Origin of the sequence: Streptomyces nogalater (assembly GCF_039532885.1) — a bacterium.
Classification (GTDB): Bacteria; Actinomycetota; Actinomycetes; order Streptomycetales; family Streptomycetaceae; genus Streptomyces; species Streptomyces nogalater.
Map to the genome: position 1 here is coordinate 28,690 of NZ_BAAASM010000026.1, position 26,218 is coordinate 54,907.

Below are 26,218 nucleotides of genomic sequence, written 5' to 3' on the forward strand. Positions count from 1 at the left end.
GCCGGGCGGTGCGGGGCGTGGTCTACGGCATTGTCAGTGCCGTGGTGTGCAATTGGGGACGTGCCCGCACTGCAAGAACCGCTCAAGAAGGTGCTCGGCCCCGCCACCGCGAAGGTGATGGCCGAGCACCTCGGCCTGCACACCGTCGGTGATCTGCTGCACCACTACCCGCGCAGATACGAGGAGCGCGGCCAGCTCACCCACCTCGCCGACCTCCCCATGGACGAGCACGTCACGGTGGTCGCCCAGGTCGCCGACGCCCGGCTGCACACCTTCGCCTCGGCCAAGGCCCCCCGGGGCAAGGGCCAGCGCCTGGAGGTCACTATCACGGACGGCAGCGGCCGGCTCCAGCTCGTCTTCTTCGGCAACGGCGTGCACAAACCCCACAAGGAACTGCTGCCGGGCACCCGCGCGATGTTCGCCGGCAAGGTCTCCGTCTTCAACCGCCGCCTCCAGCTCGCCCACCCGGCCTACGAGTTGCTGCGCGGCGACGGTGAAGAGGCCGTCGAGTCCTGGGCCGGAGCCCTGATCCCGATCTACCCGGCGACCGCCAAACTGGAGTCCTGGAAGATCGGCAAGGCGGTCCAGACAGTGCTGCCCAGCGCCCAGGAGGCCCTCGACCCGCTCCCGGACTCCCTGCGCGCCGGCCGGGGCCTGCTCCCGCTCCCCGAGGCCCTGCTCAAGATCCACCGGCCGCACACCAAGGCCGACATCGCCGACGCCCGCGCCCGCCTGAAGTGGGACGAGGCCTTCGTCCTCCAGGTCGCCCTGGCCCGCCGCCGGCACGCCGAGACCCACCTGCCCGCCGTGCCCCGCGTCGCCGGCCCGGACGGCCTCCTCGCGGCCTTCGACGACCGCCTGCCCTTCACCCTTACCGAGGGCCAGCGGAAGGTCTCCCGCGAGATCTTCGACGACCTGGCCACCCCGCACCCGATGCACCGCCTGCTCCAGGGCGAGGTCGGCTCCGGGAAGACCATGGTCGCCCTGCGCGCCATGCTCGCCGTGGTCGACGCGGGCGGGCAGGCGGCCATGCTCGCGCCCACCGAGGTGCTCGCCCAGCAGCACCACCGCTCCATCACCGAGATGATGGGCGAACTGGCCGAGGGGGGCATGCTGGGCGGCGCCGAGCACGCCACCAAGGTGGTGCTGCTCACCGGCTCGATGGGCACGGCGGCTCGCCGCCGGGCCCTGCTCGACCTGGCCACCGGCGAGGCCGGCATCGTCATCGGCACCCACGCCCTGATCGAGGACAAGGTCCAGTTCCACGACCTCGGCCTGGTGGTGGTGGACGAACAGCACCGCTTCGGCGTGGAGCAGCGCGACGCCCTGCGCGGCAAGGGCAAACAGCCCCCGCACCTGCTCGTCATGACGGCCACCCCCATCCCGCGCACGGTCGCCATGACGGTCTTCGGCGACCTGGAGACCTCGGTGCTGGACCAGCTCCCGGCCGGCCGCTCCCCGATCGCCAGTCATGTCGTCCCGGCCGCCGACAAGCCCCACTTCCTGGCCCGCGCCTGGGAACGGGTCCGCGAGGAGGTCGAGGCCGGCCACCAGGCGTACGTGGTCTGTCCGCGCATCGGCGACGAGGAGGACGACCCGAAGAAGGCCGGCGGGAAGCCCGCCGAGGGCGAGGCGGACAAGAGGCCCCCGCTGGCCGTGCTCGACGTGGCCGGGCAACTGGCCCAGGGCCCCCTCACGGGCCTCAAGGTGGAGGTGCTGCACGGCCGTATGCACCCCGACGACAAGGACGCCGTCATGCGCCGCTTCGCGGCCGGCGAGACCGACGTCCTGGTGGCCACCACCGTCATCGAGGTCGGCGTCAACGTCCCGAACGCCACCGCCATGGTCATCATGGACGCCGACCGCTTCGGCGTCTCCCAGCTCCACCAGCTGCGCGGCCGGGTCGGCCGCGGTTCCGCCCCCGGTCTGTGCCTCCTGGTCACCGAGATGCCCGAGGCGAGCCCGGCCCGCCAGCGGCTGAACGCGGTCGCCTCCACGCTCGACGGCTTCGAGCTGTCCCGCATCGACCTCGAACAGCGCCGCGAGGGCGACGTCCTGGGCCAGGCCCAGTCCGGCGCCCGCTCCAGCCTGCGGGTCCTGGCGGTCATCGAGGACGAGGAGGTCATCGCGGAGGCGAGGGCGGAGGCGGCCGCGGTCGTGGCGGCCGACCCGGAGCTGGAGCGCCTCCCGGGCCTGCGCACGGCCCTGGACGCCCTGCTGGACGAGGAGCGGGAGCAGTACCTGGAGAAGGGGTGAGCCACACTGGACCTGAACCGACCCACGACCAAGGACCGAAGATGACCCGCGTGATCGCCGGCGCAGCCGGCGGACGTCGCCTCGCGGTGCCCCCGGGCACCGGCACCCGCCCCACCTCCGACCGCGCCCGCGAAGGTCTCTTCTCCACCTGGCAGTCCCTTCTGGGCGGCCCCCTGGACGGCGAACGCGTCCTCGACCTCTACGCCGGATCGGGAGCCGTGGGCCTGGAAGCCCTCTCCCGGGGCGCCGGCCACACCCTGCTGGTCGAGGCCGACGCCCGCGCCGCCCGGATCGTCCGCGAGAACGTGCGGAACCTGGGCCTGCCCGGCGCCGAGGTGCGGGCGGGCAAAGCGGAACAGGTCATCCGCGGCGCGCCCCCCGCCGAGCCGTACGACCTGGTCTTCCTCGACCCGCCGTACGCCGTCACAGATCACGATCTTCGAGAGATTCTGCTCACACTCCACTCGGAGGGCTGGCTCGCCGAGCAAGCGCTCGTCACCGTGGAGCGCAGCACCAGAGGCGGCGAATTCCACTGGCCGGACGGTTTCGAGGCGCTCCGGTCCCGTCGCTACGGCGAGGGAACGTTTTGGTACGGTCGCGCCGCCTCTACGTGCGAAGACGCACGATGACCGGACCGGAGAGCGAGGGATCACAAGTGCGCCGCGCCGTCTGTCCCGGGTCGTTCGACCCGATCACCAACGGACATCTCGACATCATCGCCCGAGCCTCCCGTCTGTACGACGAGGTCTACGTCGCGGTGATGATCAACAAGTCCAAGAAGGGCCTCTTCGAGATCGACCAGCGGATCCGGCTGATCCGCGAGGTCACCTCCGAGTACGCCAACGTCCGCGTCGAGTCCTTCCACGGCCTCCTGGTGGACTTCTGCAAGCAGCGCGACATCCCCGCCATCGTCAAGGGCCTGCGCGCCGTCAGCGACTTCGACTACGAACTCCAGATGGCCCAGATGAACAACGGCCTCACCGGCGTCGAGACGCTGTTCGTGCCCACCAACCCCACCTACAGCTTCCTGTCCTCCTCCCTCGTCAAGGAGGTCGCGGCCTGGGGCGGGGACGTCTCCCACCTGGTGCCCCCGCAGGTGCTGGAGGCGCTGAACGAGCGCCTCGCCAGGGACTGATGGGGCTACAGTCGTCCCGTCCGTCTCCGAACCGGCTGTAGAGAGTGGCGAGCACAGGTGGACGTGCAGAAGAAGCTCGACGAGATCGTCTCCACGGTCTCCGGCGCCCGGTCCATGCCCATGTCGGCGTCGTGCGTGGTCAACCGCGCCGAGCTGCTCGCGCTGCTCGAAGAGGTGCGCCAGGCGCTGCCCGGCTCCCTCGCCCAGGCGCGGGAGTTGATCGGCGACCGTGAGCAGATGGTCGAGCAGGCCCGGCAGGAGGCCGAGCGGATCATCGAGAGCGCGCACGCCGAGCGCGGCTCGCTGGTCTCCGAGACCGAGATCGTCCGCCGCGCCCAGGCCGAGGCCGACCGGATCCTCGCCGAGGCCCGCAAGGAGGCCGAGGAGATCCGCGCGGAGGCCGACGACTACGTGGACTCCAAGCTCGCCAACTTCGAGGTCGTCCTCACCAAGACCCTCGGCTCGGTCGGCCGGGGCCGCGAGAAGCTCCTCGGCACGGGCCCCGGCCTGGACGAGGAGGGCTACGCGGACGAGGACGCCCCCGAGCGCAGCCACGACCCGGAGACCCTGCGCCGGGACGCCGACGCCTACGTGGACGCCAAGCTCGGCGCCTTCGAGGCCGTCCTCGCCAAGACCCTGGAGGCCGTCGGCCGGGGCCGGCAGAAGCTGCACGGCCGGATCGCCACCGACGACCTCGGCGCGCTCGCCGACGACACCACGACCTTCCAGCACTCCAGCGACGCCGACTACCTCGCCGACCTCGCGGCCCTCGCGGACGACGACCGCGCGGACCGGCGGCGGCCGGAGCCGTCCCGGCCCGCCTACGACCCCCGGCCCGCCTACTCCCCGGCCGCCGGCTACGGCCCGGCGGACAGCGCCCCCGCCCCGCAGCCGGACCCGTACGCGGGCTTCCCGCAGCAGCCGGAGTACCCGCCGGCCCAGGACCCGTACGGCTACGGGCAGGCCGACCCCTACGGCTACCAGGGCTACGGCGCCCACCAGCCCCAGCAGGCCCACCAGCAGCACCAGCAGGCACACCAGCCCCCGCACCAGCCGCAGGCCCAGCCCCAGCAGGCGCAGGCCCGGCAGGACTACGCCCTGGACGAGACCAGCCTGTTCGACACCAGCATGATCAGCGCGGAGCAGCTGCGGGCGTACGAACAGGGCCGGGGCCTGTAGCCGGGGACCGGATTGGGCGCTGAGCGAAAGGTCCAGTATCCTGGCTGTTCGGTCGCGCATGCCCGCGATCACCGCTGCCCGGGGACACCGTCGGGCGGCGTCCCTCCGAGTTCGCAGATCGAAAGCAGGAATGGCTCCCAACGCCCGCCTCGACCACCGCAACCCCCTCGTGATCGACACGCACGAGCTGGGCCGGCGTCCTGGCGCGCTGCAGCGCCTGACCCGTGAGATCGACGCTCCCCGGGATCTCGGCATCCAGGGAGTCATCGGAGTGCCGGAAGGCAGCCCGGTGGAGCTCGAACTCCGTCTTGAGTCGGTCATGGAAGGTGTGCTTGTCACAGGCACCGCCCGTGCAACGGCCGAGGGGGAGTGCGTAAGGTGTCTGGAGCCGGTCGGGCTGGAGCTCGAAGCGGACTTCCAGGAGATGTTCTCGTACCCTGACGCCGACGACCGGGGCCGTGTGATCACGGAACCGGGCGACGACGCCGAGGACGACGAGGGCAGGCTCTTCATCGAGGACGGTCTGATCGACCTCGAACCTCTGCTGCGCGATGCGGTGGTGCTCGCACTGCCGATGCAGCCGGTGTGCCAGGAAGACTGCCCGGGCCTGTGCTCCGAGTGTGGAGCGCGGCTCGCGGACGACCCGGACCACCACCATGACGCCGTCGACATCCGTTGGGCGGCTTTGCAGGGACTCGCCGGCACCATGACGGACGGCGAGAAGGACGAGATGAGCGGCGCCGAAGCGGGCGTCGACGAGAAGCAGGAGAAGTAGCCGTGGCTGTTCCGAAGCGGAAGATGTCGCGCAGCAACACGCGCCACCGCCGGTCGCAGTGGAAGGCTGCGGTCCCCACCCTGGTTGCGTGCGAGCGCTGCCACGAGCCCAAGCAGCAGCACATCGCGTGCCCGTCTTGCGGCACCTACAACAAGCGCCAGGTCCTCGAAGTCTGAGTGGCTGGTGAGAGGCCCGATGACTGACGCGAAAGCAGCTAGTCCCCGCCAGCGCGGGGGTAGTCCGCAGGCCTCGTCCCACACGCTTCTGGAAGGGCGGCTCGGCTACCAGGTCGAGTCCGCCCTTCTGGTGCGTGCGCTGACCCACCGTTCCTACGCGTACGAGAACGGCGGCCTGCCGACGAACGAGCGGCTGGAGTTCCTCGGGGACTCCGTGCTCGGCCTCGTCGTCACGGACACGCTGTACCGCACCCACCCCGACCTGCCCGAAGGCCAGCTGGCCAAGTTGCGGGCCGCGGTGGTCAACTCGCGCGCGCTGGCGGAGGTCGGCCGCGGCCTGGACCTGGGCGCCTTCATCCGGCTCGGCCGGGGTGAAGAGGGCACGGGCGGCCGGGACAAGGCGTCCATCCTCGCCGACACCCTCGAAGCGGTGATCGGCGCGGTCTATCTCGACCAGGGCCTCGACGCGGCCTCCGAACTGGTGCACCGCCTGTTCGACCCGCTGATCGAGAAGTCCTCCAACCTCGGAGCCGGCCTGGACTGGAAGACCTCCCTCCAGGAGCTGACCGCGATCGAGGGGCTCGGCGTGCCCGAGTACCTGGTCACGGAGACCGGCCCCGATCACGAGAAGACCTTCACTGCTGCCGCCCGCGTCGGGGGCGTCTCGTACGGCACCGGCACCGGCCGCAGCAAGAAGGAGGCGGAGCAGCAGGCCGCCGAGTCCGCCTGGCGGTCCATCCGGGCCGCCGCGGACGAACGCGCCAAGGCGGCCGAGGAGCCCGTCCGCGAGACGGCCGACGAAGCCGGCGAGCCGGCCGGGGAACCGGTCCGCGAGACGGCCGACGCGGTCGTCGAGGCGGCCGCGGAGCCCGTCAAGGACACCGACCCGTCCTCCGCCACCGCCTGACCGGAAGCAGCACCACCCGAGCGCCCGTCCCGCCCCGGCGGAGGCGGGCGCTCGGTCCATCCACGGAGGAGCGGGGGAGGGCCGCGCACATGGTCGGGGACAGTGGGCACATGGTGGGGGACATCGCGCAGGTGGCGGGCGAGACCGCCCCGTACATCACGGCCGCAGCGGGCGCTTACGGCCTCGCCGTGCTGGCTCGCACCCAGGAGCAGGCCGCCGATGCCACGGTCGCCCTGGGGCGGCGGCTCGCCCAGCGGATCTTCGGGGTCCGCGCAGAGGACGAGGCGTTGCCCGAGGCGCTCGCCGACGTCGTCGCGGAACCGGACGACGCGGACAGCGTGGCGGCACTGCGCAAAGCCGTCCGCAAGGCCCTCCTCGCCGACGAGGAACTGGCCGCCGACGTCCGTGCCCTGCTCCCGCGGGCACCCTTCGTACATGCCGGCGACGGGTCCCAGGCAGTCGTCGGCAGTGTGATCGGCGGGGACAGCGTCCAGATCGGGGTGGTCCGCGGAGACGTGCACATCGGCACCTCCCCCCGCGCCTGACCGGGCGGTACACATGGGGCGGGAAACGGACGGGAACCGGGTGGAGAACTCGGTCGGGAACCGGGTGGAGAACTCGGTCGTCGCCGGGGACAGCTTCCAGATCGGAGCGGTTCACGGCACTGTCAACGTGTTCACCGGTGCGCGCCGCCCGGGCAGCGTGCCGGAGGGGTTCTGGACCGCCGCCGACTCCGTGGCACCGGCGGGCCTCGGGCTCGTACGGGTACGGGACGCCGATCCGCTGCACCTCGGCGTGCACCGGCCCATCCGGGGCACAGGCGCCGAACCGTCGGCGCTGCCGCCGTATGTGCCCCGGGACATGGACATCCGTGACGGCGACGGGCTGCGCCCGCGGATCGAGGAGGCCTCCCGGCGCGGCGGGTTCGTGCTCCTGGTGGGTGATTCCTCCGTCGGCAAGACCCGCTCGCTGTACGAGGCGGTCAACGCGCTGCTGCCCGACTGGTGGCTGGTCCATCCTTCCGACGCCGCACAGACCGAGCATCTCGTCGGCCTGTCACCCCGGAGGCTGGTCGTCTGGCTCGACGAACTCCAGAACCATGTGTCCGGCGGGCACCAGCTCACCGCGGCGACCGTACGTACCCTGCTGACCCCGCCCCGCCAAGTGGTGATCGTGGGCACGCTCTGGCCGCACTACCACGACGCCTGGACCGCGCTTCCCGTCACCGGCCAGGACGAGGACCGCCATCGCGGCGAGCGCGAACTTCTCAAGCTCGCGGAGATCGTGCACGTGGCGGCATCCTTCGGCGCGTCGGAGCGGGAACGGGCGGTCACCCTCGCCGCCGCCGACGAGCGGTTGCGCCGCGCCCTGCAAGCCGAGGACTTCGGGCTCACCCAGGTCATCGCCGGGGCCCCACAACTCGTCCACCGGTGGGAGAACGCCGGTCCCTACGCCCGTGCCCTGATGACCGCGGCCGTCGACGCCACCCTGCTCGGCGTGCAGTCCCCGGTCCCGGAGAGCCTGCTGCGGTCCGCGGTACCCGGTTACTGCGGTCCGGCGGAGCGGGCCGGCGCCCCGGACGACTGGTTCGAGCAGGCGCTGCACTACGCGACCCGGCCGCTGCTCGGCGCCACCTCGGTCCTCGTGCCGGTCAGCGACGGCCGGGCGATGGGCTCCCCCGACGGCTACCGGGTGGCCGACTACCTCTTGCAGCACACCGGGCGCGCCCAGCGCGCCGTACCCCCGCCGGAGACCTTCTGGGAGGCGTGCGCCGAGCACCTCACGGACACCGCCGACCTCGTGCGGACGGGATCGGCCGCGGCCGCCCGGCAGCGCGTCGGCGCGGCCGTACCGCTCCTGCGCAAAGCGGTCGAGGCAGGTTCGGTCTCGGCGATGCAGGAACTGGGCGACCTGTACCGCAGGACGGGTGACAGGGCGGGAGCCGAAGAGATGGCGGACCGCTTGTCGGCCTCCGCGCACCCGGACGCCGCCCTGTACCGGACGCTCCTCGCGGGCTGGGACTTCGAGGAACTGCTGGACCTGGCCGAGGCAGGCAACGAGTACGCCGTGAGCCATCTCATCGAGTACGGGCATCCCCGGCTGGGGATCTCGCTGCTCCTGGAGGACCTCGACCCGGACGACCTGTGGGCCTGGTACAAGCTCGCCGAGCTCTTCCACGAGGAGGACGAGAACGAACGGGCCATTGCCATCCTGGAGATGCTCCACGAGCGGGAGCACGACGACGCGCTCCCTTTCCTCACGGAGCTGCTCCAGGAGGAAGGCGACGCCGAGCGGCTGTACGAGCTCACGGAGGAGGGGTACTTCGCCGCGGCCAGATGCCTGGCGGAACTCCTCCAGGAGAAGGGCCGTACGGAAGAGGCGCTGGAGGTGCTGTGGGAGTTCGCCGACGAGGGCGACGACGAGGTCGACTACACGCTGGCGCACACGCTCGCGCTCCAAGGCGACCTGGACACGCTCCTGGAGCGCGCGGCACGAGGACACGCCGACGCGGCGAGTGAGGCGGCCAAGCTGCTGCGGGACCGCGGGGACGTCGACCGGGCGGTGGAGGTGCTCACACCGATCGCCGGCGCCGGCGGCTATGTGGCCGGGGAGCTGGCCGAGTTGCTGCGCGTCGGCGGCCGGGTGGACGACCTGCGGAAGCGGGCGGAGGCCGGCGACGCCCACGCGGCCGGGGAGCTGGCCAGGGTGGCGATCGAGGAGGGGGATCTGGACGAGGCCGTACGGCTGCACGCCCTGAAGGGCACGGCCTCGGCGGCGTTCCGGCTCACGGACCAGCTGGTCGACGCCCTGGTGGCGCGCGGCGAGGCCGACCGGGCCGTCCGGTTGTTCCGTGACGTCGGGGACGCGCCGCCCTTCGGCCTGCGCGAGTTGCTCAAGAAGCTGGGCAGGGCCGAGGAACTGCGCGGGCTGGTCGACCAAGGAGATGCGCACGCGGTGTGGGACCTCGCCGAGGTCCTGCGCGGCCAGGGCCGTGCCGACGAGGCCGACGCCCTGCTGAGCCGGGGGCTCACCGCCGACGGACGGATACCGCCCACCGGCCCGGCCGGCTGAGCGGCCCCCGGGATACCCTTCCCCCAGCCGCCCCGCAGTCGCCCGAAGGAGTGCCGGTGCCCGAGTTGCCCGAGGTCGAGGTCGTGCGGCGTGGCCTGGAGCGCTGGGTCGCGCATCGCACCGTCGCCGATACCGAGGTGCTGCACCCGCGCGCCGTCCGCCGGCACCTCGCCGGGCCCGACGACTTCGCGCACCGGCTCAAGGGCCACCACATCGGCACGCCCCGCCGGCGCGGCAAGTACCTGTGGCTGCCGCTGGAGGAGACCGACCAGTCCGTCCTGGCCCACCTCGGCATGAGCGGGCAGCTGCTGGTGCAGCCCCATAACGCGCCGGACGAGAAGCACCTGCGCATCCGCGTCCGGTTCGCCGACCGGCTCGGCACGGAACTCCGCTTCGTGGACCAGCGCACCTTCGGCGGGCTGTCGCTGCACGACAACACCGCCGACGGCCTGCCCGACGTCATCGCGCACATCGCCCGCGACCCGCTGGACCCGCTCTTCGACGACGAGGCCTTCCATCAGGCGCTGCGCCGCAAGCGGACCACGATCAAGCGGGCCCTGCTGGACCAGTCGCTGATCAGCGGGGTCGGCAACATCTACGCGGACGAGGCCCTGTGGCGCGCCCGGGTCCACTACGAACGCCCGACGGCGAACTTCACCCGCCCCGTCACGGCGGAACTCCTCGGCCACGTCCGCGACGTGATGAACGCGGCCCTCGCCGTCGGCGGCACCAGCTTCGACAGCCTGTACGTCAACGTCAACGGCGAGTCCGGCTACTTCGACCGGTCCCTGGACGCGTACGGCCGTGAGGGACTGCCGTGCAAGCGGTGCGGCACCCCCCTGCGGCGCCGCCCCTGGATGAACCGGTCCAGTTACTTCTGCCCGAAGTGTCAGAGGGCGCCGCGCGTCTCGTCGTAGCGCGCACGGGCCGTGAGGACGTCGTCCATCGCGTCCTCGACACAGTGGATGAGCGCCAGCAGCCGCTCGGCCACCCGGCGGCCCAGCGGCGTCAGCTCGTAGTCCACGCGCGGCGGGTTCGTCGGCTGCGCCTCGCGGTGCACCAGGCCGTCCCGCTCCAGCGCGTGCAGGGTCTGGGAGAGCATCTTCTCGCTCACCCCGTCGACGCGTCGGCGCAGCTCGTTGAAGCGCAGCGGCCCCTCGTACAGCGCGCCGAGCGTCAGCCCGCCCCAGCGGCCCGTGACGTGCTCCAGCGTGCCGCGCGACGGGCAGGCCTTGGCGAAGACGTTGTACGCGAGGTCGTCGTGGTCCTGGGTGGTGGCCGTCATACCCCAAGGGTACGCCTGCACAGCGCTTACCGCGAGGTTGCACTAACTTCTGGTTAGTGCTTTCCTTTGGTTACCGCAGACGGCCGCTCCTTGCCGAGCCGTGCCGTTGTCCCGCCGCCCTTCCCAAGGAGCCCCCATGACCACCCCCGTGGTGTCCATCGCCTACCACTCCGGTTTCGGCCACACCGCCGTCCTCGCCGAGGCCGTCCGCGCCGGTGCCGCCGAGGCGGGGGCCGAGACGCATCTGATCAAGGTGGACGAGATCACCGACGCCCAGTGGGAGACGCTGGACCGCTCGGACGCGATCGTCTTCGGCTCGCCCACCTACATGGGCACCGCCTCCGGCGCCTTCCACGTCTTCGCCGAGACCACCTCCCAGCGCTGGTTCGGCCGGGCCTGGCAGGACAAGCTGGCCGCCGGGTTCACCAACTCGGCCTCCAAAAGCGGCGACAAGCTGCACACCCTGCAGTTCTTCCAGACGCTGGCCGCCCAGCACGGCATGCACTGGGTCAGCCTCGGCCTGCTCCCCGGCTGGAACAGCAGCACCGCCTCCGAGAACGACCTCAACCGCCTCGGCTTCTTCGCCGGCGCCGGCGCCCAGTCGGACAACGACCAGGGACCCGAGGGCGTCCACAAGGCCGACATCGCCACCGCCGAGCACCTGGGCCGCCGGGTGGCACAGACCGCGAAGACCTTCGCCCTGGGGCGCGCGGCGGCGTAGCGCCGCACGCCCCGCGGCCGGGCGTCTCAGGTCCCGAACTCCAGCGTCCACCAAGGGCCGCCCGGACCGAGGTGGACACCCGCGCCGACGGTCGTGAAGGCGGGGTTCAGGATGCTGGCGCGATGCCCGGGGTCGGCCATCCACGCCGCGAGCACGGCCGCCGGGTCCGCCTGGCCACGGCCGATGTTCTCCCCGCCGAGACCGGCGACCCCGGCCCGCGCCGCCCGGTCCCAGGGCGTCCTGCCGTCCGGGTCGGTATGGGCGAAGAAGCCCCGCGCGGCCATGTCGTCGCTGAACGCCTCGGCCAGCCCGGTCAGCGCGGAGTTCGCCGCGAGCGCGCCGAGCCCGGCCTTCGCCCGCTCGTCGTTGACCAGCTTCAGCACCTCCGCCTCGACGGCGGCCTCCCGCTCCACGGTGTCCGTGGGGGAGGAGGGGGCGGGGGCCGGAGCCCCGGGCGTACGGGAGGGAGTGGCCGAAGGGGTCGCCGTACGGGACGGGGTGGCCTTCGGCTTGCCGGGCTCGGGGGCAGGCTTGGGCTTCGACTCGGTGGGCTTGGGTGCGGGCTTGGCCGGGGTGACGGTCGCCGACGGCTCGGCGGTCCTGGTCTCACCGCTTCCCGGCGTCTTGCGGGGGCGGGCCTTCGGCGACGGCTTCCCGGCTGCGGCCGTCCGCGACGGGGAGGTTCCGGCGGGCGCCGGCTTCGAGGAGGAGGGGGACGCGGAGGCCGACGGGTCCGGCGACCGGGTGGCCCGCTCGCTGCCGTCCTTCCCGGGGCCCGCCGTGGCACCGGCGCCGACGCTGCCCGAGGTGCCGCCCTGCTCGCTCGTCGTGTTGCCGGGGGAGGCCACGGCGGACTGTGTCCGCTCGCCGCCGGTGGTGTCCGTACCACCGCCGAGCCGGTAGTGCTCCAGGCCCGGCACCGTGCCGGAGCCCACCACGGCCGTGCCGAGGACGACGGCCACGGACACCGCGAGCAGAGCGGCGCGCACCGGTCGTACGGCCTTGGCCCACCGCCGGCCGCCACCACTCGCCTTGCCGCCCGCGTCCCCCGAGCCGCACCGGGCACCGGAGCCGGCCTCGGGCGCGCCCGGAGCCGGCTGGTCGTCCGTCGCGAACAGGTAGGCCTGAGCCTTCGCGGTGGCCTCGGCATAGGCCTCCGGGGCCGGGTACGACCCGATGTCACCGGGAACCGGACGTCCTTCGGAAGGCGAGGGCGCGGGCGAGCGCCGAGGGTCGTCGCTTCCGGCGGCGGAGCGTCGGTGGCGTCCCATGATCCTTGCCCTCTTCCTCGTACGCGTTCTTCGTACGCGCGGCCGACCCACTCCACTCCGTCGAGTGAGTTTCAGCCACGATTCACCGGGTCCGGACGGTACCCGATGCCGCCGGGGCACGACGTGTCCCGAGCGGCACCGGCCGGTTAGGTTGCACCCATGAGCGAGGACGTACGACTGGTCGCCTGGGTGCGTGGACACGTGCAGGGCGTGGGATTCCGCTGGTTCACGCGGGCCAGGGCGCTGGAGATCGGCGGGCTGAGTGGTTTTGCTCTCAATTTGGCCGACGGCCGGGTCCAGGTGGTCGCGGAGGGGGCACGGGAGGGCTGCGAGGGGCTGCTGGACTGGCTCCAGGGCGGCGACACGCCCGGACGCGTGGACGGTGTGACAGAGATCTGGGACACACCGCGCGGCGGCTACGACGGCTTCGCCATCCGCTGAACCCGCTCCGCCATGCCCCCTCGGCCGGGCCGCCACGGGTTGCCGCGGGCACCCGTCGGGAGCGGAAACGCCCTGGTGGTTGCCAAGACGGGCGGGGCATGGCAGGCTCCGCAGGTACTGCTGGTCGCCACGCCCCGAGGGCCCCAAAGAAGCCGCAGCACCGCCTTGTTCCCGGCCGTGCGCCACGGGTTGCCCCCCAATACAGGGCGTGATCGTGTTGACCGTCAAACTTTTTGGTGAGACGCTGAAAGCCCCGCGCACCTTAGCTGTTTGGCATGGAACAACAGCAGAGCAACACCCGGATGTGCCAAGCACCGCGGGTGCGAATCCCTCACGACCCAACCGCATCGGTCGGTCACTCATTGTGGAGGACCATCCATCATGGCAAAGGCGCTTCTCGGTTACGTCGGCGGCTCCGACCCTCGACTCCTCGCCGAGATGCGACGGCTGCAGCAGCGTGTCCAGGACCTGGAGTCCGAGCTCGGACGGATCCAGGCCGAGAACGAAGCGCTGACGGCTGCCGCCTCTCAGGAGAGGATCATGGAGAGCATCGACGCACACCAGGCGGAGCCTGCGCTCACCTGATCGCTGCATCAGCTCCACAACAGCAGAGACAGTGATCGGGTTGCCCGTATCAACCGCTCAGTTGATCGGACGACTGCGATCCAGTCGTCAGAGTAGCAAGGGACGCTTCGGCGTCCCTTCGTTCTTTCCCCCGCTCGTTCTTTCCCCCGCGCATCCTTTCACCTTCTTCAACATCTGGTGTGCCCTGCGTGGTCAATGACGAAACCGCGCGGTGGCGAGGGTTCGTGGGCCGAGCCGGGAGCGGCGGCGGGTAGAGTCCAGGGGCGTGCACCTCAAGGCCCTGACCCTGCGCGGGTTCAAGTCGTTCGCCTCCGCGACCACCCTCCGGTTCGAACCGGGGATCACGTGCGTCGTCGGCCCGAACGGCTCGGGCAAGTCCAACGTCGTGGACGCGCTTAGCTGGGTCATGGGCGAACAGGGCGCCAAGTCGCTGCGCGGCGGCAAGATGGAGGACGTCATCTTCGCCGGCACCACCGGCCGCCCGCCGCTGGGCCGCGCCGAGGTGTCCCTGACCATCGACAACTCCGACGGCGCCCTGCCCATCGAGTACGCCGAGGTCACCATCACGCGGACCATGTTCCGCAACGGCGGCAGCGAGTACCAGATCAACGGCGACACCTGCCGCCTGCTGGACATCCAGGAACTCCTCTCCGACTCCGGTATCGGCCGCGAGATGCACGTCATCGTCGGCCAGGGCCAGCTCGACTCCGTCCTGCACGCCGACCCCATGGGCCGCCGAGCCTTCATCGAGGAGGCGGCCGGCGTGCTCAAGCACCGCAAGCGCAAGGAGAAGGCGCTCCGCAAGCTGGACGCGATGCAGGCCAACCTCGCGCGCGTGCAGGATCTCACCGACGAACTGCGCCGCCAGCTCAAGCCCCTGGGCCGGCAGGCGGCGGTGGCGCGCCGGGCCGCCGTCATCCAGGCCGACCTCCGCGACGCCCGGCTGCGGCTGCTCGCCGACGACCTGGTGCGGCTGCGCGAGGCCCTCCAGGCGGAGATCGCCGACGAGGCGGCGCTGAAGGAACGCAAGGACACCGCCGAGCAGGAGCTGAAGCAGGCCCTGCACCGGGAGGCCCTGCTGGAGGACGAGGTCCGCCGGCTCACCCCGCGCCTCACGCGCGCCCAGCAGACCTGGTACGAGCTGTCCCAGCTCGCCGAACGGGTGCGCGGCACGATCTCGCTGGCCGACGCCCGGGTCAAGAGCGCCACCTCCGCCCCGCCGGAGGAGCGGCGCGGCCGGGACCCCGAGGACCTGGAACGCGAGGCCGCCCGCGTCCGTGAGCAGGAGGCCGAGCTGGAGGCCGCCCTGGAAGCGGCGCGGCGGGCACTGGACGACACGGTCGCGCACCGCGCCGAGCTGGAGCGCGAGCTGGCCGTGGAGGAGCGTCGACTGAAGGACGTCGCCCGCGCCATCGCGGACCGTCGCGAAGGCCTCGCCCGTCTCTCCGGGCAGGTCAACGCGGCCCGCTCGCGCGTCGCCTCCGCCCAGGCCGAGATCGAGAGGCTCACCACGGCCCGCGACGAGGCGCGGGAGCGGGCGGTGCGCGCGCAGGAGGAGTACGAGGCCCTGCGCGCGGAGGTCGACGGCCTGGACGCGGGCGACGCCGACCTGGCCGAGCGGCACGAGGCCGCGAAGCGGGGGCTGGCCGACGCGGAGACCGCCCTGAGCGCGGCCCGCGACGCCCTCACCGCCGCCGAACGCACCCGCGCGGCCACCCAGGCCCGCCACGAGGCGCTGGCGCTGGGCCTGCGCCGCAAGGACGGCACCGGCATACTGCTCGGCGCGCGGGACCGCCTCACCGGCATCCTGGGCCCGGCCGCGGAACTGCTGAGGATCACCCCGGGCTACGAACTCCCCCTGGCAGCGGCCTTCGGCGCGGCGGCCGACGCCCTCGCCGTCACCACCCCGGCGGCAGCGGCCGAGGCCCTCACCCTCCTCCGCAAACAGGACGCGGGCCGAGCCACCCTCCTCTTGACGGACGCTCCGGAAGAGACGCCCCCAAGGGACGCGGGGAACGGCGCGGGCAACCACGACGCTCCCGCACCCGACAGCGGTGATTCAGCCCCCCGGAGCGGCGGAACCCTCTTCGCCGCCACCCTCGTCCACGGCCCCGCCGACCTCATGCCCGCCATCCGCCGCGTCCTGCGTGACATCGTCGTGGTCGACACCCTGGCCGACGCCCAGACCCTGGTCCACGCCCGCCCCGACCTGACCGCCGTCACCGCCGAAGGCGACCTTCTCGGCGCCCACCTCGCGCACGGCGGCTCCGCGGGCGCCCCCAGCCTGCTGGAGGTACAGGCCTCCGTGGACGAGGCCGCCGCCGAACTGGCCGAGCTGGAGGTCCGCTGCCGGCAGCTGACCGAGGCCCAGCGCACGGCGGCCGAACGCCGTACCCGGGCCGCCGCCCTCGTAGAGGATCTCGGCGAACGGCGCCGCGCCGCGGACCGCGAGAAGTCGGCCGTCGCCCAGCAGCTCGGCCGCCTGGCCGGCCAGGCCCGCGGCGCGGCCGGCGAGGCGGAGCGGTCGGCCGCGGCGGCGGCCCGCGCGCAGGAGGCGCTGGAGGCGGCCGTACAGGAGGCCGAGGAACTGGCCGAGCGGCTGGCCGTGGCCGAGGAGACACCGGTGGAGGAGGAGCCGGACACCTCGGTCCGCGACCGGCTCGCCGCCGACGGGGCCAACGCCCGGCAGACCGAGATGGAGGCCCGCCTCCAGGTCCGTACGCACGAGGAGCGGGTCAAGGGGCTCGCCGGCCGCGCCGACGCGCTCGACCGGGCGGCCCGCGCCGAACGCGAGGCACGCGCGCGTGCCGAGCGGCGCCGGGCCCGGCTGCGCCACGAGGCGGCCGTGGCCGGGGCCGTCGCCTCCGGCGCCCGGCAGCTGCTCGCGCACGTGGAGGTGTCCCTGGTCCGCGCCGAGCAGGAGCGCGCCGCCGCCGAGGCCGCCAAGGCCCGGGGTGAGCGGGAGCTGGCCGCCGCCCGCACAGCCGGCCGTGAACTCAAGGCAGAACTCGACAAGTTGACGGATTCAGTCCACCGGGGCGAGGTACTCGGCGCCGAGAAGCGGCTGCGCATCGAGCAGCTGGAGACCAAGGCGCTGGAGGAACTGGGTGTCGAACCGGAGGCGCTGGTGGCCGAGTACGGGCCGCACCAGCCGGTGCCGCCCTCGCCCCCCGCCGACGGCGAACGGCTGCCCGAGGACCCCGGGCACCCGCGCAACCGGCCCCGCCCCTTCGACCGCGCCGAGCAGGAGAAACGGCTCAAGGCGGCCGAGCGGGCGTACCAGCAGCTGGGCAAGGTCAACCCGCTGGCGCTGGAGGAGTTCGCCGCGCTGGAGGAACGGCACAAGTTCCTCGGCGAGCAGCTGGAGGACCTGAAGAAGACCCGCGCCGACCTGCTCCGGGTGGTGAAGGAGGTGGACGAGCGCGTCGAGCAGGTCTTCACGGAGGCCTACCGGGACACCGCCCGCGAGTTCGAGGGCGTCTTCGGCCGGCTGTTCCCCGGCGGCGAGGGCCGTCTGGTGCTGACCGACCCGGCGAACATGCTCACCACGGGCGTGGACGTGGAGGCGCGTCCGCCGGGCAAGAAGGTCAAGCGGCTCTCCCTGCTGTCGGGCGGCGAGCGCTCGCTGACCGCGGTGGCGCTGCTGGTGTCGATCTTCAAGGCCCGGCCGAGCCCGTTCTACGTCATGGACGAGGTCGAGGCCGCGCTGGACGACACCAACCTCCAGCGGCTGATCGGGATCATGCGGGAGCTCCAGGAGAGCTCGCAGCTGATCGTGATCACGCACCAGAAGCGCACGATGGAGGTCGCCGACGCGCTCTACGGCGTGTCCATGCAGGGCGACGGCGTCTCCAAGGTCATCTCGCAGCGGTTGCGCTAGCCCTTTTCCGGGCCCGCCAGGGGACCCCTTCAAGATCATCTCGCCGAGTGTTCAGTTCTTGAACACAAGATCGTCAGGCATATCTGAAAACTCACAGCCGTTGAACTATTGACTTCGAAACTTGAAGGCATAGTCTCTGCAACGTTGCTTTTACCTTCAGGTGTAAGTGGCTCATCCGTATGCGCCACTGGAGACCTGGAAGGGCTCGCCCCCACCCGGCAGCGTTGCCGTGGCCCGAGGAGTTACACCGTGACCAGCACAGCGCAGGCACCTCAGTCAGGAGCCAGGTCGGCTCACCCCGAACATCTCGGGCACGTCATCTTCATCGCGGCGGCTGCCGCCATGGGCGGCTTCCTCTTCGGCTACGACAGCTCCGTGATCAACGGCGCCGTCGAGGCCATCCGGGACCGCTACGACGTCGGTTCCGCCGCCCTCGCCCAGGTGATCGCGATCGCGCTGATCGGCTGTGCCGTCGGCGCCGCCACCGCCGGCCGCATAGCCGACCGCATCGGCCGCATCCGCTGTATGCAGATCGCCGCCGTCCTGTTCACCGTCAGCGCCATCGGCTCCGCGCTGCCCTTCGCGCTGTGGGACCTCGCCTTCTGGCGCGTCATCGGCGGCTTCGCCATCGGCATGGCCTCCGTGATCGGCCCCGCCTACATCGCCGAGGTCGCCCCGCCCGCCTACCGCGGCCGGCTCGGCTCCTTCCAGCAGGCCGCGATCGTCGTCGGCATCGCCGTCTCCCAGCTGGTCAACTGGGGCCTGCTCAACGCCGCCGGCGGCGACCAGCGCGGCAAGCTGATGGGCCTGGAGGCCTGGCAGGTCATGCTCGGTGTGATGGTCGTCCCGGCCGTCCTCTACGGCATGCTGTCCTTCGCGATCCCCGAGTCCCCCCGCTTCCTGCTCTCCGTCGGCAAGCGTGAGCGCGCCCGGGAGATCCTCGCCGAGGTCGAGGGCAAGGAAACCGACCTGGACGCCCGCGTCGCCGAGATCGAGCACGCGATGAAGAGCGAGCACAAGTCCTCCTTCAAGGACCTGCTCGGCGGCTCCTTCTTCTTCAAGCCGATCGTCTGGATCGGTATCGGCCTGTCGGTCTTCCAGCAGTTCGTCGGCATCAACGTCGCGTTCTACTACTCCTCGACCCTGTGGCAGTCGGTCGGCGTCGACCCGTCGGACTCGTTCTTCTACTCCTTCACCACCTCCATCATCAACATCGTCGGCACCGTGATCGCGATGATCTTCGTGGACCGCGTCGGCCGCAAGCCGCTCGCCCTCATCGGCTCGGTCGGCATGGTCGTCGGCCTGGCGCTGGAGGCCTGGGCGTTCAGCTATGACCTGGTCGACGGCAAGCTGCCGAGCACCCAGGGCTGGGTGGCCCTGATCGCCGCCCACCTGTTCGTCCTCTTCTTCGCCCTGTCCTGGGGCGTGGTGGTCTGGGTCTTCCTCGGCGAGATGTTCCCGAACAAGATCCGCGCCGCCGCCCTCGGTGTCGCCGCCTCCGCGCAGTGGATCGCCAACTGGGCCATCACCGCGAGCTTCCCGTCGCTGGCCGACTGGAACCTCTCCGGCACCTACGTGATCTACACCATCTGCGCCGCCCTCTCCATCCCGTTCGTCCTGAAGTTCGTCAAGGAGACGAAGGGCAAGTCCCTGGAGGAGATGGGCTGAGCCTCGTAGCGAGGCCCCCGTACCCGGGGAGAAGGGCCAAGACCCCGCTGCCCCTCTCCTCGTACCGTCCGCCGCCCTCGATCCCGGCCACCCGCCAGGACCGGGGGCGGCGGTGTCGTGCGGCCGGGCGGGCTTGGCTCAGCCGCCCAGCGCCGGGACGACCCGCTCCCCGAACAGCCGCAGGCTGCGCCAGCCCTCCTCCACCGGCATGCCGCCCGCCAGCGGGTGCAGCAGGGTGTCCAGGCCCTGCGCCACGCACTGCTCCGGGGTGAGGATCCGGTACACGCCCTCGGCGCGCAGCTCCGCCACCGTGGTGGCCGCCGACCGCACCGCCGAGCGGATCCCGTCGGTCTGCCAGGAGGCGTAGGTCCGGGCCTCGTGCAGCAGATGCCCGCCGTACTCGGCCCACGCCCGGTCCGGGTCCTCGGCGAGATGGAGCAGCGGCGTCTCGGCGGCCGGCATCAGCGTCCAGCCCTCGGTGCCGTACGCGGCGAGCCGCTCCCTGTAGTACGCCGCCAGCTCCGGCAGATGCGCGCTCGGGAAGAACGGCAGGCCGAACCGGGCGGCCCGGCGCGCGGCGGCCTTGGAGGAGCCGCCGACCAGCAGCGGGGGATGCGGGTGGGTGTACGGGCGGGGGGTGAGCCGTACCCTGCGGCCCCGGTAGGCGAACTCCTCACCGGTCCACGCCGTCAGCAGCGTCTCCAGCAGCTCGTCCTGGAGCCGGCCGCGCCGCCGCCAGTCGACGCCGAACATCGCGTACTCCTCGGGCCGGTAGCCGATCCCGGCCACCGTCACCACCCGGCCGCCGCCCAGCGGGTCCAGCACGGCGATGTCCTCCGCCAGCCGCAGCGGGTCGTGCAGCGGGCCGATCGCCGCCGACACCGTCACCGTGATCCGGCGGGTGGCCCCGAGTACCGCGCCCGCGAAGACGAACGGCGACGGCAGCCAGTTGTTCTCCGCGCCGTGGTGCTCCTCGGTCTGCACGGTCGTGATCCCGTGCTCGTCCGCGTAGCCGGCCATCCCCAGCGCGGCCCGGTAACGGTCGGACAGGGCGTCGGGAGGGGCGCCGGGTGCGACGAGGTCGAAACGTACGACCGTGACGGGCATGCGAACGTCCCCCTCCGGTACGGCTCGGTGGAGGGGGACGTTAGCTGACGGTACGTCAGGTGGCCAGGGGGCCGGCCGGGGTCAGGCGCCGGAGGCCGCGGGCTGCCCGGCGACCTCGTCGGCCGCCGGTTCGGCGGCCGACGCCGGCTTCGGCAGCACCAGGTACAGCGCGCCGGAGATCACGATCGTGGCGACCCAGCCGAGGCCGTACTCCCCGATCACGTTGTTCGTCGCCAGCGGGCCGGTGAACCAGTCGGAGGTGGTGAACATCAGGCCCGACACCAGGCCGACCGCCCAGGCGGCCACGGCCGCGGGGGAGAAGCCGCCCTTGTACCAGTAGGCGCTGGTGCGGGTGGTGTCGGCCATGGCCCGGCCGTCGTACTCGGTCCGGCGCAGCATGTCCGCGCCGAACACGCCGACCCACGCGGAGAAGGCGACCGCCAGCAGCGACAGGAAGGCGATGAAGGAGCCCATGAAGCTGGTCGCCACCAGCATCAGCACCCCGCCGAAGACCAGCGAGATCACCGCGTTCACCGAGACCGCCCAGTGCCGCGGCACCTTGATGCCGAGGGTCTGCGCCGTGAAGCCCGCCGAGTACATCGACATCGAGTTGATCAGCAGCATGCCGATCAGCGCGATGAACAGGTACGGCACCGCGATCCACGTCGGCAGGATCTCGCCCAGGAAGGACACCGGGTCGCTGGCCGAGGCCAGGTCCGGGGTGGAGACCGCCATCACCGCGCCCATCAGCACCATCGGCAGCACGACGACACCGGCGCCGCCCACCGCCGTCCCCACGATCGCCTTCGAGGACGCCGTGCGCGGCAGATAGCGGGTGAAGTCCGGGGCGGACGGGATCCAGCTGACGCCGCCCGCCGCGATCATGCCGACGCCGGTGATCACCGAGGCCGTGGAACCGGCGCTGTGGTCCATCACCTTCGACCAGTCGGTGTCCACCACCAGGTAGCCCAGCACCAGCACCGAGAAGACGCCGAAGAAATAGGTCGCGTACTTGTTGCACTTCTGCACGGCGTTGATGCCGAGCCCGGAGATCGCGAAGGTCGCCACGACGAACGCCAGCAGCGTCACCATGTCCAGCACGCTGTTCGCCTTGATGCCGAACAGGATGTCCAGGATGGTGAGCATCGCGTACGCGCCGGTCACCGCGTTGATCGTCTCCCAGCCCCAGCGCGCGACCCAGATCAGCGAACCGGGCAGCAGATTGCCGCGCTGCCCGAAGACCGCGCGCGACAGCGCCATGCCGGGCGCGCCGCCCCGCTTGCCGGCGATGCCGATCAGGCCGACGAGGCCGTACGACACGATCGGCGCGGCCACGGCGACGATCAGGGCCTGCCAGAAGTTCAGGTGGTAGGCGACGACGAGGCTCGCGCCCATCGTCAGCAGCAGGACGCTGATGTTCGCGCCGACCCAGGTGGGGAACAGCTGCCGCGGACGCGCGGTGCGCTCGGCGTCGGGGACCTGCTCGATACCGCGGGTTTCGAGAGCGCCTTCGGTCTCGGCGGATTTGCTCATGGAAGAGGTGCCTGACATGGGGGGACAAGGTGACGTGGGGACTCTACGCGCGTGGATAGAGGTGTCACCATCGTACTTTGCTCCGAGTCCTCGTGTTAAGTGGCCTTTGTCTCTCGGAGGAAGTCACAAACGGGGTTCTCGCGGACCCCATGGCCGATACTGGTCGGGTTATGGAAACCGTCATCCTTGCTGTAGTCATCGCCGTGGTCGTGCTCGGCGCGCTCGGCGGGCTGATCGTGGGCAGCCGGCGCCGGAAGCCGCTGCCCCCGCCGCCCCCGAAGGCGCCCGACATCACCGCGCCCCCGGCCGAGCCGCATGTCGGCGAAGAGGCCGAGACGCCGCGCGACGAACCGCGCCGGACGATCGAGGAGGTGGATCTCCCGGGCGGCCCCGCGGTCGTCGTCGAGGAGCCCCCCGTCGCCGAGGCTCCCGAGATCGAGATCGAGGTCCCGGAGCCCACCGCGGGCCGGCTCGTCCGGCTGCGCGCCCGCCTGTCCCGCTCGCAGAACGCCCTGGGCAAGGGCCTGCTGACCCTGCTCTCCCGCGAGCACCTGGACGAGGACACCTGGGAGGAGATCGAGGACACGCTGCTCACCGCCGACGTCGGCGTGCAGCCCACCCAGGAACTGGTCGAGCGGCTGCGCGAACGCGTCAAGGTGCTCGGCACCCGCACCCCCGACGAACTGCGCGGTCTGCTCCGCGAGGAACTCCTCAAGCTGGTCGGCACCGAGGTCGACCGCACGGTGAAGACCGAGCCCGAGGGCCGCAAGCCCGGCATCGTCATGGTCGTCGGCGTCAACGGCACCGGCAAGACCACCACCACCGGCAAGCTCGCCCGGGTGCTCGTCGCCGACGGCCGCACCGTCGTGCTCGGCGCCGCCGACACCTTCCGCGCCGCCGCCGCCGACCAGCTCCAGACCTGGGGCGAGCGCGTCGGCGCCCACACCGTGCGCGGCCCCGAGGCCGGCGACCCCGCCTCCGTCGCCTTCGACGCGGTGAAGGAAGGCAAGGAGATGGGCGTCGATGTGGTGCTGATCGACACCGCCGGGCGCCTGCACACCAAGACCGGCCTCATGGACGAGCTGGGCAAGGTCAAGCGCGTGGTGGAGAAGCACGCGCCGCTGGACGAGGTGCTGCTCGTCCTGGACGCCACCACCGGCCAGAACGGCCTGGTGCAGGCCCGGGTCTTCGCCGAGGTCGTGGACATCACCGGCATCGTGCTGACCAAGCTGGACGGCACGGCCAAGGGCGGCATCGTGGTCGCCGTCCAGCGCGAGCTGGGCGTGCCGGTCAAGCTGGTCGGGCTCGGCGAGGGCGCGGACGATCTCGCGCCGTTCGAGCCGGAGGCGTTCGTGGACGCGTTGATCGACGACTGAGTAGCCGCGCCGTTTGTTGCGCCCTTTGTATCACCCCGGAACGTTACGGGGTGGTCCGGCGCGAGAAGCCCCGGTCCCGGTTGCGGCGGGGACCGGGGCTCTGCCATGTCCAGGGGAGGGGCTACGGCCGCGACCGGTGCGCCACATAAGCCAGCGCCCCCAGCAGCAGCCGGGCCGCCGGCGGTCGCGTCGCCGAGTCCAGCGCCGGCGGGCGCAGCCAGCGCACCGGGCCCAGGCCGCCCCGGTCGGAGGGCGGGGCGGTGATGTGCGTCCCCGGGCCGAGGCCGCGCAGGTCCAGCGCGGCCGGGTCGTCCCAGCCCATGCGGTACAGCAGCCCGGGCAGGTCGGCGGCGGCGCCGGGGGCGACGAAGAAGTGGGCGCGGCCGTCCGGGGTGGCGGTGACCGGGCCCAGGGGCAGCCCCATCCGCTCCAGACGGACCAGGGCGAGGAGGCCGGCGGGCTCCGACACCTCCAGGACGTCGAACGCCTGGCCGACCGGCAGCATCACGGAGGCGCCGGGGAACTCGGACCAGGCCTTGCTCACCTCGTCCAGCGTGGCCCCCGCCGGCACCGGGGGCGCGAACTCCAGCGGATGCGCGCCCGGCGCCGCGCAGTCGGTCCGCCCGCACGAGCAGGCGCCCCCCGCGGCCCGTGCCCCCGGCACCACGTCCCAGCCCCACAGTCCGGTGAACTCGGCGACGGTGGTGCACTCCGCCAGGCGCCCGCGCCGACGCGTGCCGGCGCGGATCTCGCGGATGCCGCCGATCGTGAAGCCCATGCCCCCTCCAACGGGTCCTGCGCGCCGGTGGTTACGACACGGAACGAGACGGAAGCGGAACGTAACGCTACGGCTCCGCCTGCCCGCGTGGTGATGGGGCCAATGCGGCGCCTTGAAGCGTGCCGGGTGGCACATCAGGCTCCGTGCGCCCCTGAGTGCATCACTCCGCCGGCTTCCGCCCGTCCCCCGTAAGTACAGCGCGCGGAGTCAATCGTGTGTTCATTCGAAGGGGTGGCGAATGGTGGCGTTTCCGGGACGCCCGGGACTGGAGGGTGATCGCGAGATTACTCTGAGTGTGTGAGTACACGGGGGCGCATGCATCCGCGGGTATGCCGGAGGCAAGCCGTCAAGCCGTTCGAAGGGTGAGAACCACCGGACAGGAGGCGTTATTTACCGGCATTCTGATAAGGCTTGGCGCACTAGGTGACAAGTGGTCTCAGGAATTGGGGGCATCCCAGTGGGCGGCAACGGCGGTAGCGGTACGAGCGCGGAAAAGCGCCCCAACGAGCTGCTCGGCTCGTGGTTCGTGCGCAGCGGCTGGTCCAAGGGCGAGCTGGCCCGGCAGGTGAACCGCAGGGCACGCCAGTTGGGGGCCAACCACATCTCGACCGACACCTCGCGGGTGCGCCGCTGGCTCGACGGGGAGAATCCGCGGGAACCGATCCCGCGCATCCTGTCCGAGCTGTTCTCCGAGCGCTTCGGCTGCGTGGTCTCCGTCGAGGATCTCGGACTGCGCACCGCCCGGCAGTCGCCCGCCGCCTCCGGGGTCGACCTGCCCTGGACCGGCCCGCAGACGGTCGCCCTGCTCGGCGAGTTCTCCCGCAGCGACCTGATGCTCGCCCGGCGCGGTTTCCTCGGCACCTCCCTCGCCCTGTCCGCCGGCCCCTCCCTGATCGAGCCCATGCAGCGCTGGCTCGTGCCCACCCCCGGCTCCCCGGCCCCTGCCGCACCCGCCCCCGTGCTCGACTCCCGCAGGCCGGGCCGGATCTCCCGGCCCGAGCTGGACCTGCTGGAGTCCACCACCCGCATGTTCCGCAAGTGGGACGCCCAGTGCGGCGGCGGACTGCGCCGCAAGGCGGTCGTCGGCCAGCTGCACGAGGTCACCGACCTGCTCCAGGAACCCCAGCCCGAGGCCACCACCCGCAAGCTGTTCCAGATCGCCGCCGAACTGTCCCAGCTCGCCGGCTGGATGTCGTACGACGTCGGCCTCCAGCCCACCGCGCAGAAGTACTTCGTGCTCGCCCTGCACGCGGCCAAGGAGGCCGGTGACAAGCCGCTCGGGTCCTATGTGCTCTCCAGCATGAGCCGCCAGATGATCCATCTGGGCCGGCCCGACGACGCCCTGGAGCTGATCCACCTCGCCCAGTACGGCAGCCGCGACTGCGCCGGCCCGCGCACCCAGGCCATGCTGTATGCGATGGAGGCCCGCGCCTACGCCAACATGGGCCAGCCCGGGAAGACCAAGCGCGCCGTCCGCCTGGCCGAGGACACCTTCGCCGAGGCCGACGAGTGGGACGAGCCGGACCCCGACTGGATCCGCTTCTTCTCCGAGGCCGAGCTGTACGCGGAGAACTCCCACTCCTTCCGCGACCTCGCCTACAATGCCGGCCGCAGCCCCAGCTACGCCTCCCTCGCCGAACCGCTCATGCGGCGTGCCGTGGAACTGTTCGCCAAGGACTCCGACCACCAGCGGTCGTACGCGCTCAACCTCATCGGCATGGCCTCCGTGCACCTGCTCCAGCGCGAGCCCGAGCGCAGCACGGAGTACGCGGCGAAGGCCCTGGACATCGCCAAGAAGGTCCGCTCCGAACGGGTGAACACCCGCATCCGCAAGACGGTCGGCACGGCCGTACGCGACTACGGCGAGCTGGCCACCGTGCTCGACCTCTCCGAAAAACTCGCCGCCGACCTGCCGGAGGCGGCCGAAGCAGGCTGACCCCGGCACCCCAGGCCCCGGCCGCGGCCGGTCCTCCCGAACCGCCCGACTCGGCTCCCCCATGCCAGGTCATCGAGAGGACCGCCGCGGCCGGTCCGTTCCCCCACGGGGACACCCCGCGGAAGGTTGCGCCACGA

The 26,218-nt window shown here is 71.9% G+C and carries 22 protein-coding genes; 17 read left to right on the top strand and 5 right to left on the bottom strand.

All coding sequences use genetic code 11. The features are described from left to right. Positions 1 to 51 precede the first annotated feature (51 nt). The 10 genes from recG to mutM all read left to right on the top strand — a co-directional run bounded on the left by recG (position 52) and on the right by mutM (position 10,417). Positions 52 to 2,256: an ATP-dependent DNA helicase RecG gene (gene recG, locus ABD350_RS18260; protein ID WP_344349297.1), complete on the top strand. Its 2,205-nt coding sequence runs from the start codon at positions 52 to 54 to the stop codon at positions 2,254 to 2,256. Between the two features lie 41 nt (positions 2,257 to 2,297). Further along, the gene (gene rsmD / locus ABD350_RS18265; RefSeq protein WP_344349207.1) at positions 2,298 to 2,885 is read left to right on the top strand and encodes a 16S rRNA (guanine(966)-N(2))-methyltransferase RsmD; all 588 of its coding nucleotides are present in this window, start codon (positions 2,298 to 2,300) and stop codon (positions 2,883 to 2,885) included. Between the two features lie 26 nt (positions 2,886 to 2,911). Then, a complete protein-coding gene (gene coaD, locus ABD350_RS18270; RefSeq protein WP_344349299.1) occupies positions 2,912 to 3,391 on the top strand; it encodes a pantetheine-phosphate adenylyltransferase in 480 nt (159 codons plus the stop codon). 57 nt (positions 3,392 to 3,448) lie between these two features. Further along, positions 3,449 to 4,570 (top strand): F0F1 ATP synthase subunit B, encoded by a 1,122-nt coding sequence (locus tag ABD350_RS18275; protein WP_344349208.1) that lies wholly within the window; start codon positions 3,449 to 3,451, stop codon positions 4,568 to 4,570. A 130-nt stretch (positions 4,571 to 4,700) separates the two neighbouring features. After that, complete coding sequence (locus ABD350_RS18280; protein WP_344349209.1) at positions 4,701 to 5,345, top strand: YceD family protein; 645 nt, start codon at positions 4,701 to 4,703, stop codon at positions 5,343 to 5,345. A 2-nt stretch (positions 5,346 to 5,347) separates the two neighbouring features. Beyond that, entirely contained in the window at positions 5,348 to 5,521 is a 174-nt protein-coding gene (gene rpmF / locus ABD350_RS18285) for a 50S ribosomal protein L32 (RefSeq protein WP_003951102.1), read from the top strand. Between the two features lie 19 nt (positions 5,522 to 5,540). Then, a complete protein-coding gene (gene rnc / locus ABD350_RS18290) occupies positions 5,541 to 6,428 on the top strand; it encodes a ribonuclease III (RefSeq protein ID WP_344349210.1) in 888 nt (295 codons plus the stop codon). A gap of 110 nt (positions 6,429 to 6,538) precedes the next feature. Beyond that, positions 6,539 to 6,973 (top strand): hypothetical protein, encoded by a 435-nt coding sequence (locus ABD350_RS18295; protein WP_344349211.1) that lies wholly within the window; start codon positions 6,539 to 6,541, stop codon positions 6,971 to 6,973. Between the two features lie 13 nt (positions 6,974 to 6,986). Next, positions 6,987 to 9,500, top strand: a complete 2,514-nt coding sequence (locus ABD350_RS18300; protein WP_344349212.1) for a tetratricopeptide repeat protein — start codon at positions 6,987 to 6,989, stop codon at positions 9,498 to 9,500. Positions 9,501 to 9,556: 56 nt separating this feature from the next. Beyond that, positions 9,557 to 10,417 carry a bifunctional DNA-formamidopyrimidine glycosylase/DNA-(apurinic or apyrimidinic site) lyase gene (gene mutM / locus ABD350_RS18305; RefSeq protein ID WP_344349213.1) on the top strand — a complete coding sequence of 287 codons (861 nt, stop codon included), beginning with the start codon at positions 9,557 to 9,559 and terminating at the stop codon, positions 10,415 to 10,417. Here the strand turns inward: mutM and ABD350_RS18310 are convergent. Continuing rightward, entirely contained in the window at positions 10,390 to 10,785 is a 396-nt protein-coding gene (locus ABD350_RS18310; RefSeq protein ID WP_344349214.1) for a winged helix-turn-helix transcriptional regulator, read from the bottom strand. The two genes, mutM and ABD350_RS18310, sit on opposite strands and share 28 nt — an antisense overlap. 136 nt (positions 10,786 to 10,921) lie before the next feature. Here ABD350_RS18310 and ABD350_RS18315 point away from each other — a divergent pair, with 136 nt between their 5' ends. After that, positions 10,922 to 11,506, top strand: coding sequence for a flavodoxin family protein (locus tag ABD350_RS18315; protein ID WP_344349215.1), 585 nt, complete (start codon positions 10,922 to 10,924; stop codon positions 11,504 to 11,506). A 26-nt stretch (positions 11,507 to 11,532) separates the two neighbouring features. On the opposite strand, the gene ABD350_RS18320 is transcribed toward ABD350_RS18315, so the two are convergent. Continuing rightward, complete coding sequence (locus ABD350_RS18320) at positions 11,533 to 12,777, bottom strand: CAP domain-containing protein (RefSeq protein ID WP_344349216.1); 1,245 nt, start codon at positions 12,775 to 12,777, stop codon at positions 11,533 to 11,535. 159 nt (positions 12,778 to 12,936) lie between these two features. Here ABD350_RS18320 and ABD350_RS18325 point away from each other — a divergent pair, with 159 nt between their 5' ends. The 4 genes from ABD350_RS18325 to ABD350_RS18340 all read left to right on the top strand — a co-directional run bounded on the left by ABD350_RS18325 (position 12,937) and on the right by ABD350_RS18340 (position 19,351). Continuing rightward, positions 12,937 to 13,218 carry an acylphosphatase gene (locus tag ABD350_RS18325; protein WP_344349217.1) on the top strand — a complete coding sequence of 94 codons (282 nt, stop codon included), beginning with the start codon at positions 12,937 to 12,939 and terminating at the stop codon, positions 13,216 to 13,218. 381 nt (positions 13,219 to 13,599) lie between these two features. Further along, positions 13,600 to 13,803, top strand: coding sequence for a hypothetical protein (locus tag ABD350_RS18330; RefSeq protein WP_030612740.1), 204 nt, complete (start codon positions 13,600 to 13,602; stop codon positions 13,801 to 13,803). Positions 13,804 to 14,068: 265 nt separating this feature from the next. After that, on the top strand, positions 14,069 to 17,683 hold the full coding sequence (smc, locus tag ABD350_RS18335; protein ID WP_344349218.1) for a chromosome segregation protein SMC: 3,615 nt from the start codon (positions 14,069 to 14,071) through the stop codon (positions 17,681 to 17,683). Between the two features lie 249 nt (positions 17,684 to 17,932). Further along, positions 17,933 to 19,351, top strand: coding sequence for a sugar porter family MFS transporter (locus tag ABD350_RS18340; RefSeq protein ID WP_344349219.1), 1,419 nt, complete (start codon positions 17,933 to 17,935; stop codon positions 19,349 to 19,351). Positions 19,352 to 19,489: 138 nt separating this feature from the next. Here the strand turns inward: ABD350_RS18340 and ABD350_RS18345 are convergent, their stop codons facing one another. Next, positions 19,490 to 20,458: an LLM class flavin-dependent oxidoreductase gene (locus ABD350_RS18345; protein WP_344349220.1), complete on the bottom strand. Its 969-nt coding sequence runs from the start codon at positions 20,456 to 20,458 to the stop codon at positions 19,490 to 19,492. Between the two features lie 81 nt (positions 20,459 to 20,539). After that, on the bottom strand, positions 20,540 to 21,991 hold the full coding sequence (locus ABD350_RS18350) for a cytosine permease (protein WP_344349221.1): 1,452 nt from the start codon (positions 21,989 to 21,991) through the stop codon (positions 20,540 to 20,542). Positions 21,992 to 22,161: 170 nt separating this feature from the next. On the opposite strand from ABD350_RS18350, the gene ftsY reads away from it, so the two are divergent. After that, positions 22,162 to 23,367, top strand: coding sequence for a signal recognition particle-docking protein FtsY (gene ftsY / locus ABD350_RS18355; RefSeq protein ID WP_344349222.1), 1,206 nt, complete (start codon positions 22,162 to 22,164; stop codon positions 23,365 to 23,367). 121 nt (positions 23,368 to 23,488) lie between these two features. On the opposite strand, the gene ABD350_RS18360 is transcribed toward ftsY, so the two are convergent. Next, complete coding sequence (locus ABD350_RS18360) at positions 23,489 to 24,145, bottom strand: bifunctional DNA primase/polymerase (RefSeq protein WP_344349223.1); 657 nt, start codon at positions 24,143 to 24,145, stop codon at positions 23,489 to 23,491. Between the two features lie 457 nt (positions 24,146 to 24,602). Between ABD350_RS18360 and nsdA the strand changes: the two genes are divergently transcribed. Then, positions 24,603 to 26,081, top strand: a complete 1,479-nt coding sequence (nsdA, locus tag ABD350_RS18365) for a transcriptional repressor NsdA (protein WP_344349224.1) — start codon at positions 24,603 to 24,605, stop codon at positions 26,079 to 26,081. Positions 26,082 to 26,218: the final 137 nt, after the last annotated feature.

Bases quoted from the DNA above. Each gene is read 5' to 3' on its own strand.
- rnc (WP_344349210.1), top strand. From the start codon at position 5,541: ATGACTGACGCGAAAGCAGCTAGTCCCCGCCAGCGCGGGGGTAGTCCG.
- ABD350_RS18350 (WP_344349221.1), bottom strand. From the start codon at position 21,991: ATGAGCAAATCCGCCGAGACCGAAGGCGCTCTCGAAACCCGCGGTATC.
- ABD350_RS18330 (WP_030612740.1), top strand. From the start codon at position 13,600: ATGGCAAAGGCGCTTCTCGGTTACGTCGGCGGCTCCGACCCTCGACTC.
- ABD350_RS18295 (WP_344349211.1), top strand. From the start codon at position 6,539: ATGGTGGGGGACATCGCGCAGGTGGCGGGCGAGACCGCCCCGTACATC.
- ABD350_RS18320 (WP_344349216.1), bottom strand. From the start codon at position 12,777: ATGGGACGCCACCGACGCTCCGCCGCCGGAAGCGACGACCCTCGGCGC.
- ABD350_RS18310 (WP_344349214.1), bottom strand. From the start codon at position 10,785: ATGACGGCCACCACCCAGGACCACGACGACCTCGCGTACAACGTCTTC.
- rsmD (WP_344349207.1), top strand. From the start codon at position 2,298: ATGACCCGCGTGATCGCCGGCGCAGCCGGCGGACGTCGCCTCGCGGTG.
- ABD350_RS18280 (WP_344349209.1), top strand. From the start codon at position 4,701: ATGGCTCCCAACGCCCGCCTCGACCACCGCAACCCCCTCGTGATCGAC.
- ftsY (WP_344349222.1), top strand. From the start codon at position 22,162: ATGGAAACCGTCATCCTTGCTGTAGTCATCGCCGTGGTCGTGCTCGGC.
- ABD350_RS18325 (WP_344349217.1), top strand. From the start codon at position 12,937: ATGAGCGAGGACGTACGACTGGTCGCCTGGGTGCGTGGACACGTGCAG.
- ABD350_RS18300 (WP_344349212.1), top strand. From the start codon at position 6,987: ATGGGGCGGGAAACGGACGGGAACCGGGTGGAGAACTCGGTCGGGAAC.
- ABD350_RS18360 (WP_344349223.1), bottom strand. From the start codon at position 24,145: ATGGGCTTCACGATCGGCGGCATCCGCGAGATCCGCGCCGGCACGCGT.
- ABD350_RS18345 (WP_344349220.1), bottom strand. From the start codon at position 20,458: ATGCCCGTCACGGTCGTACGTTTCGACCTCGTCGCACCCGGCGCCCCT.
- ABD350_RS18315 (WP_344349215.1), top strand. From the start codon at position 10,922: ATGACCACCCCCGTGGTGTCCATCGCCTACCACTCCGGTTTCGGCCAC.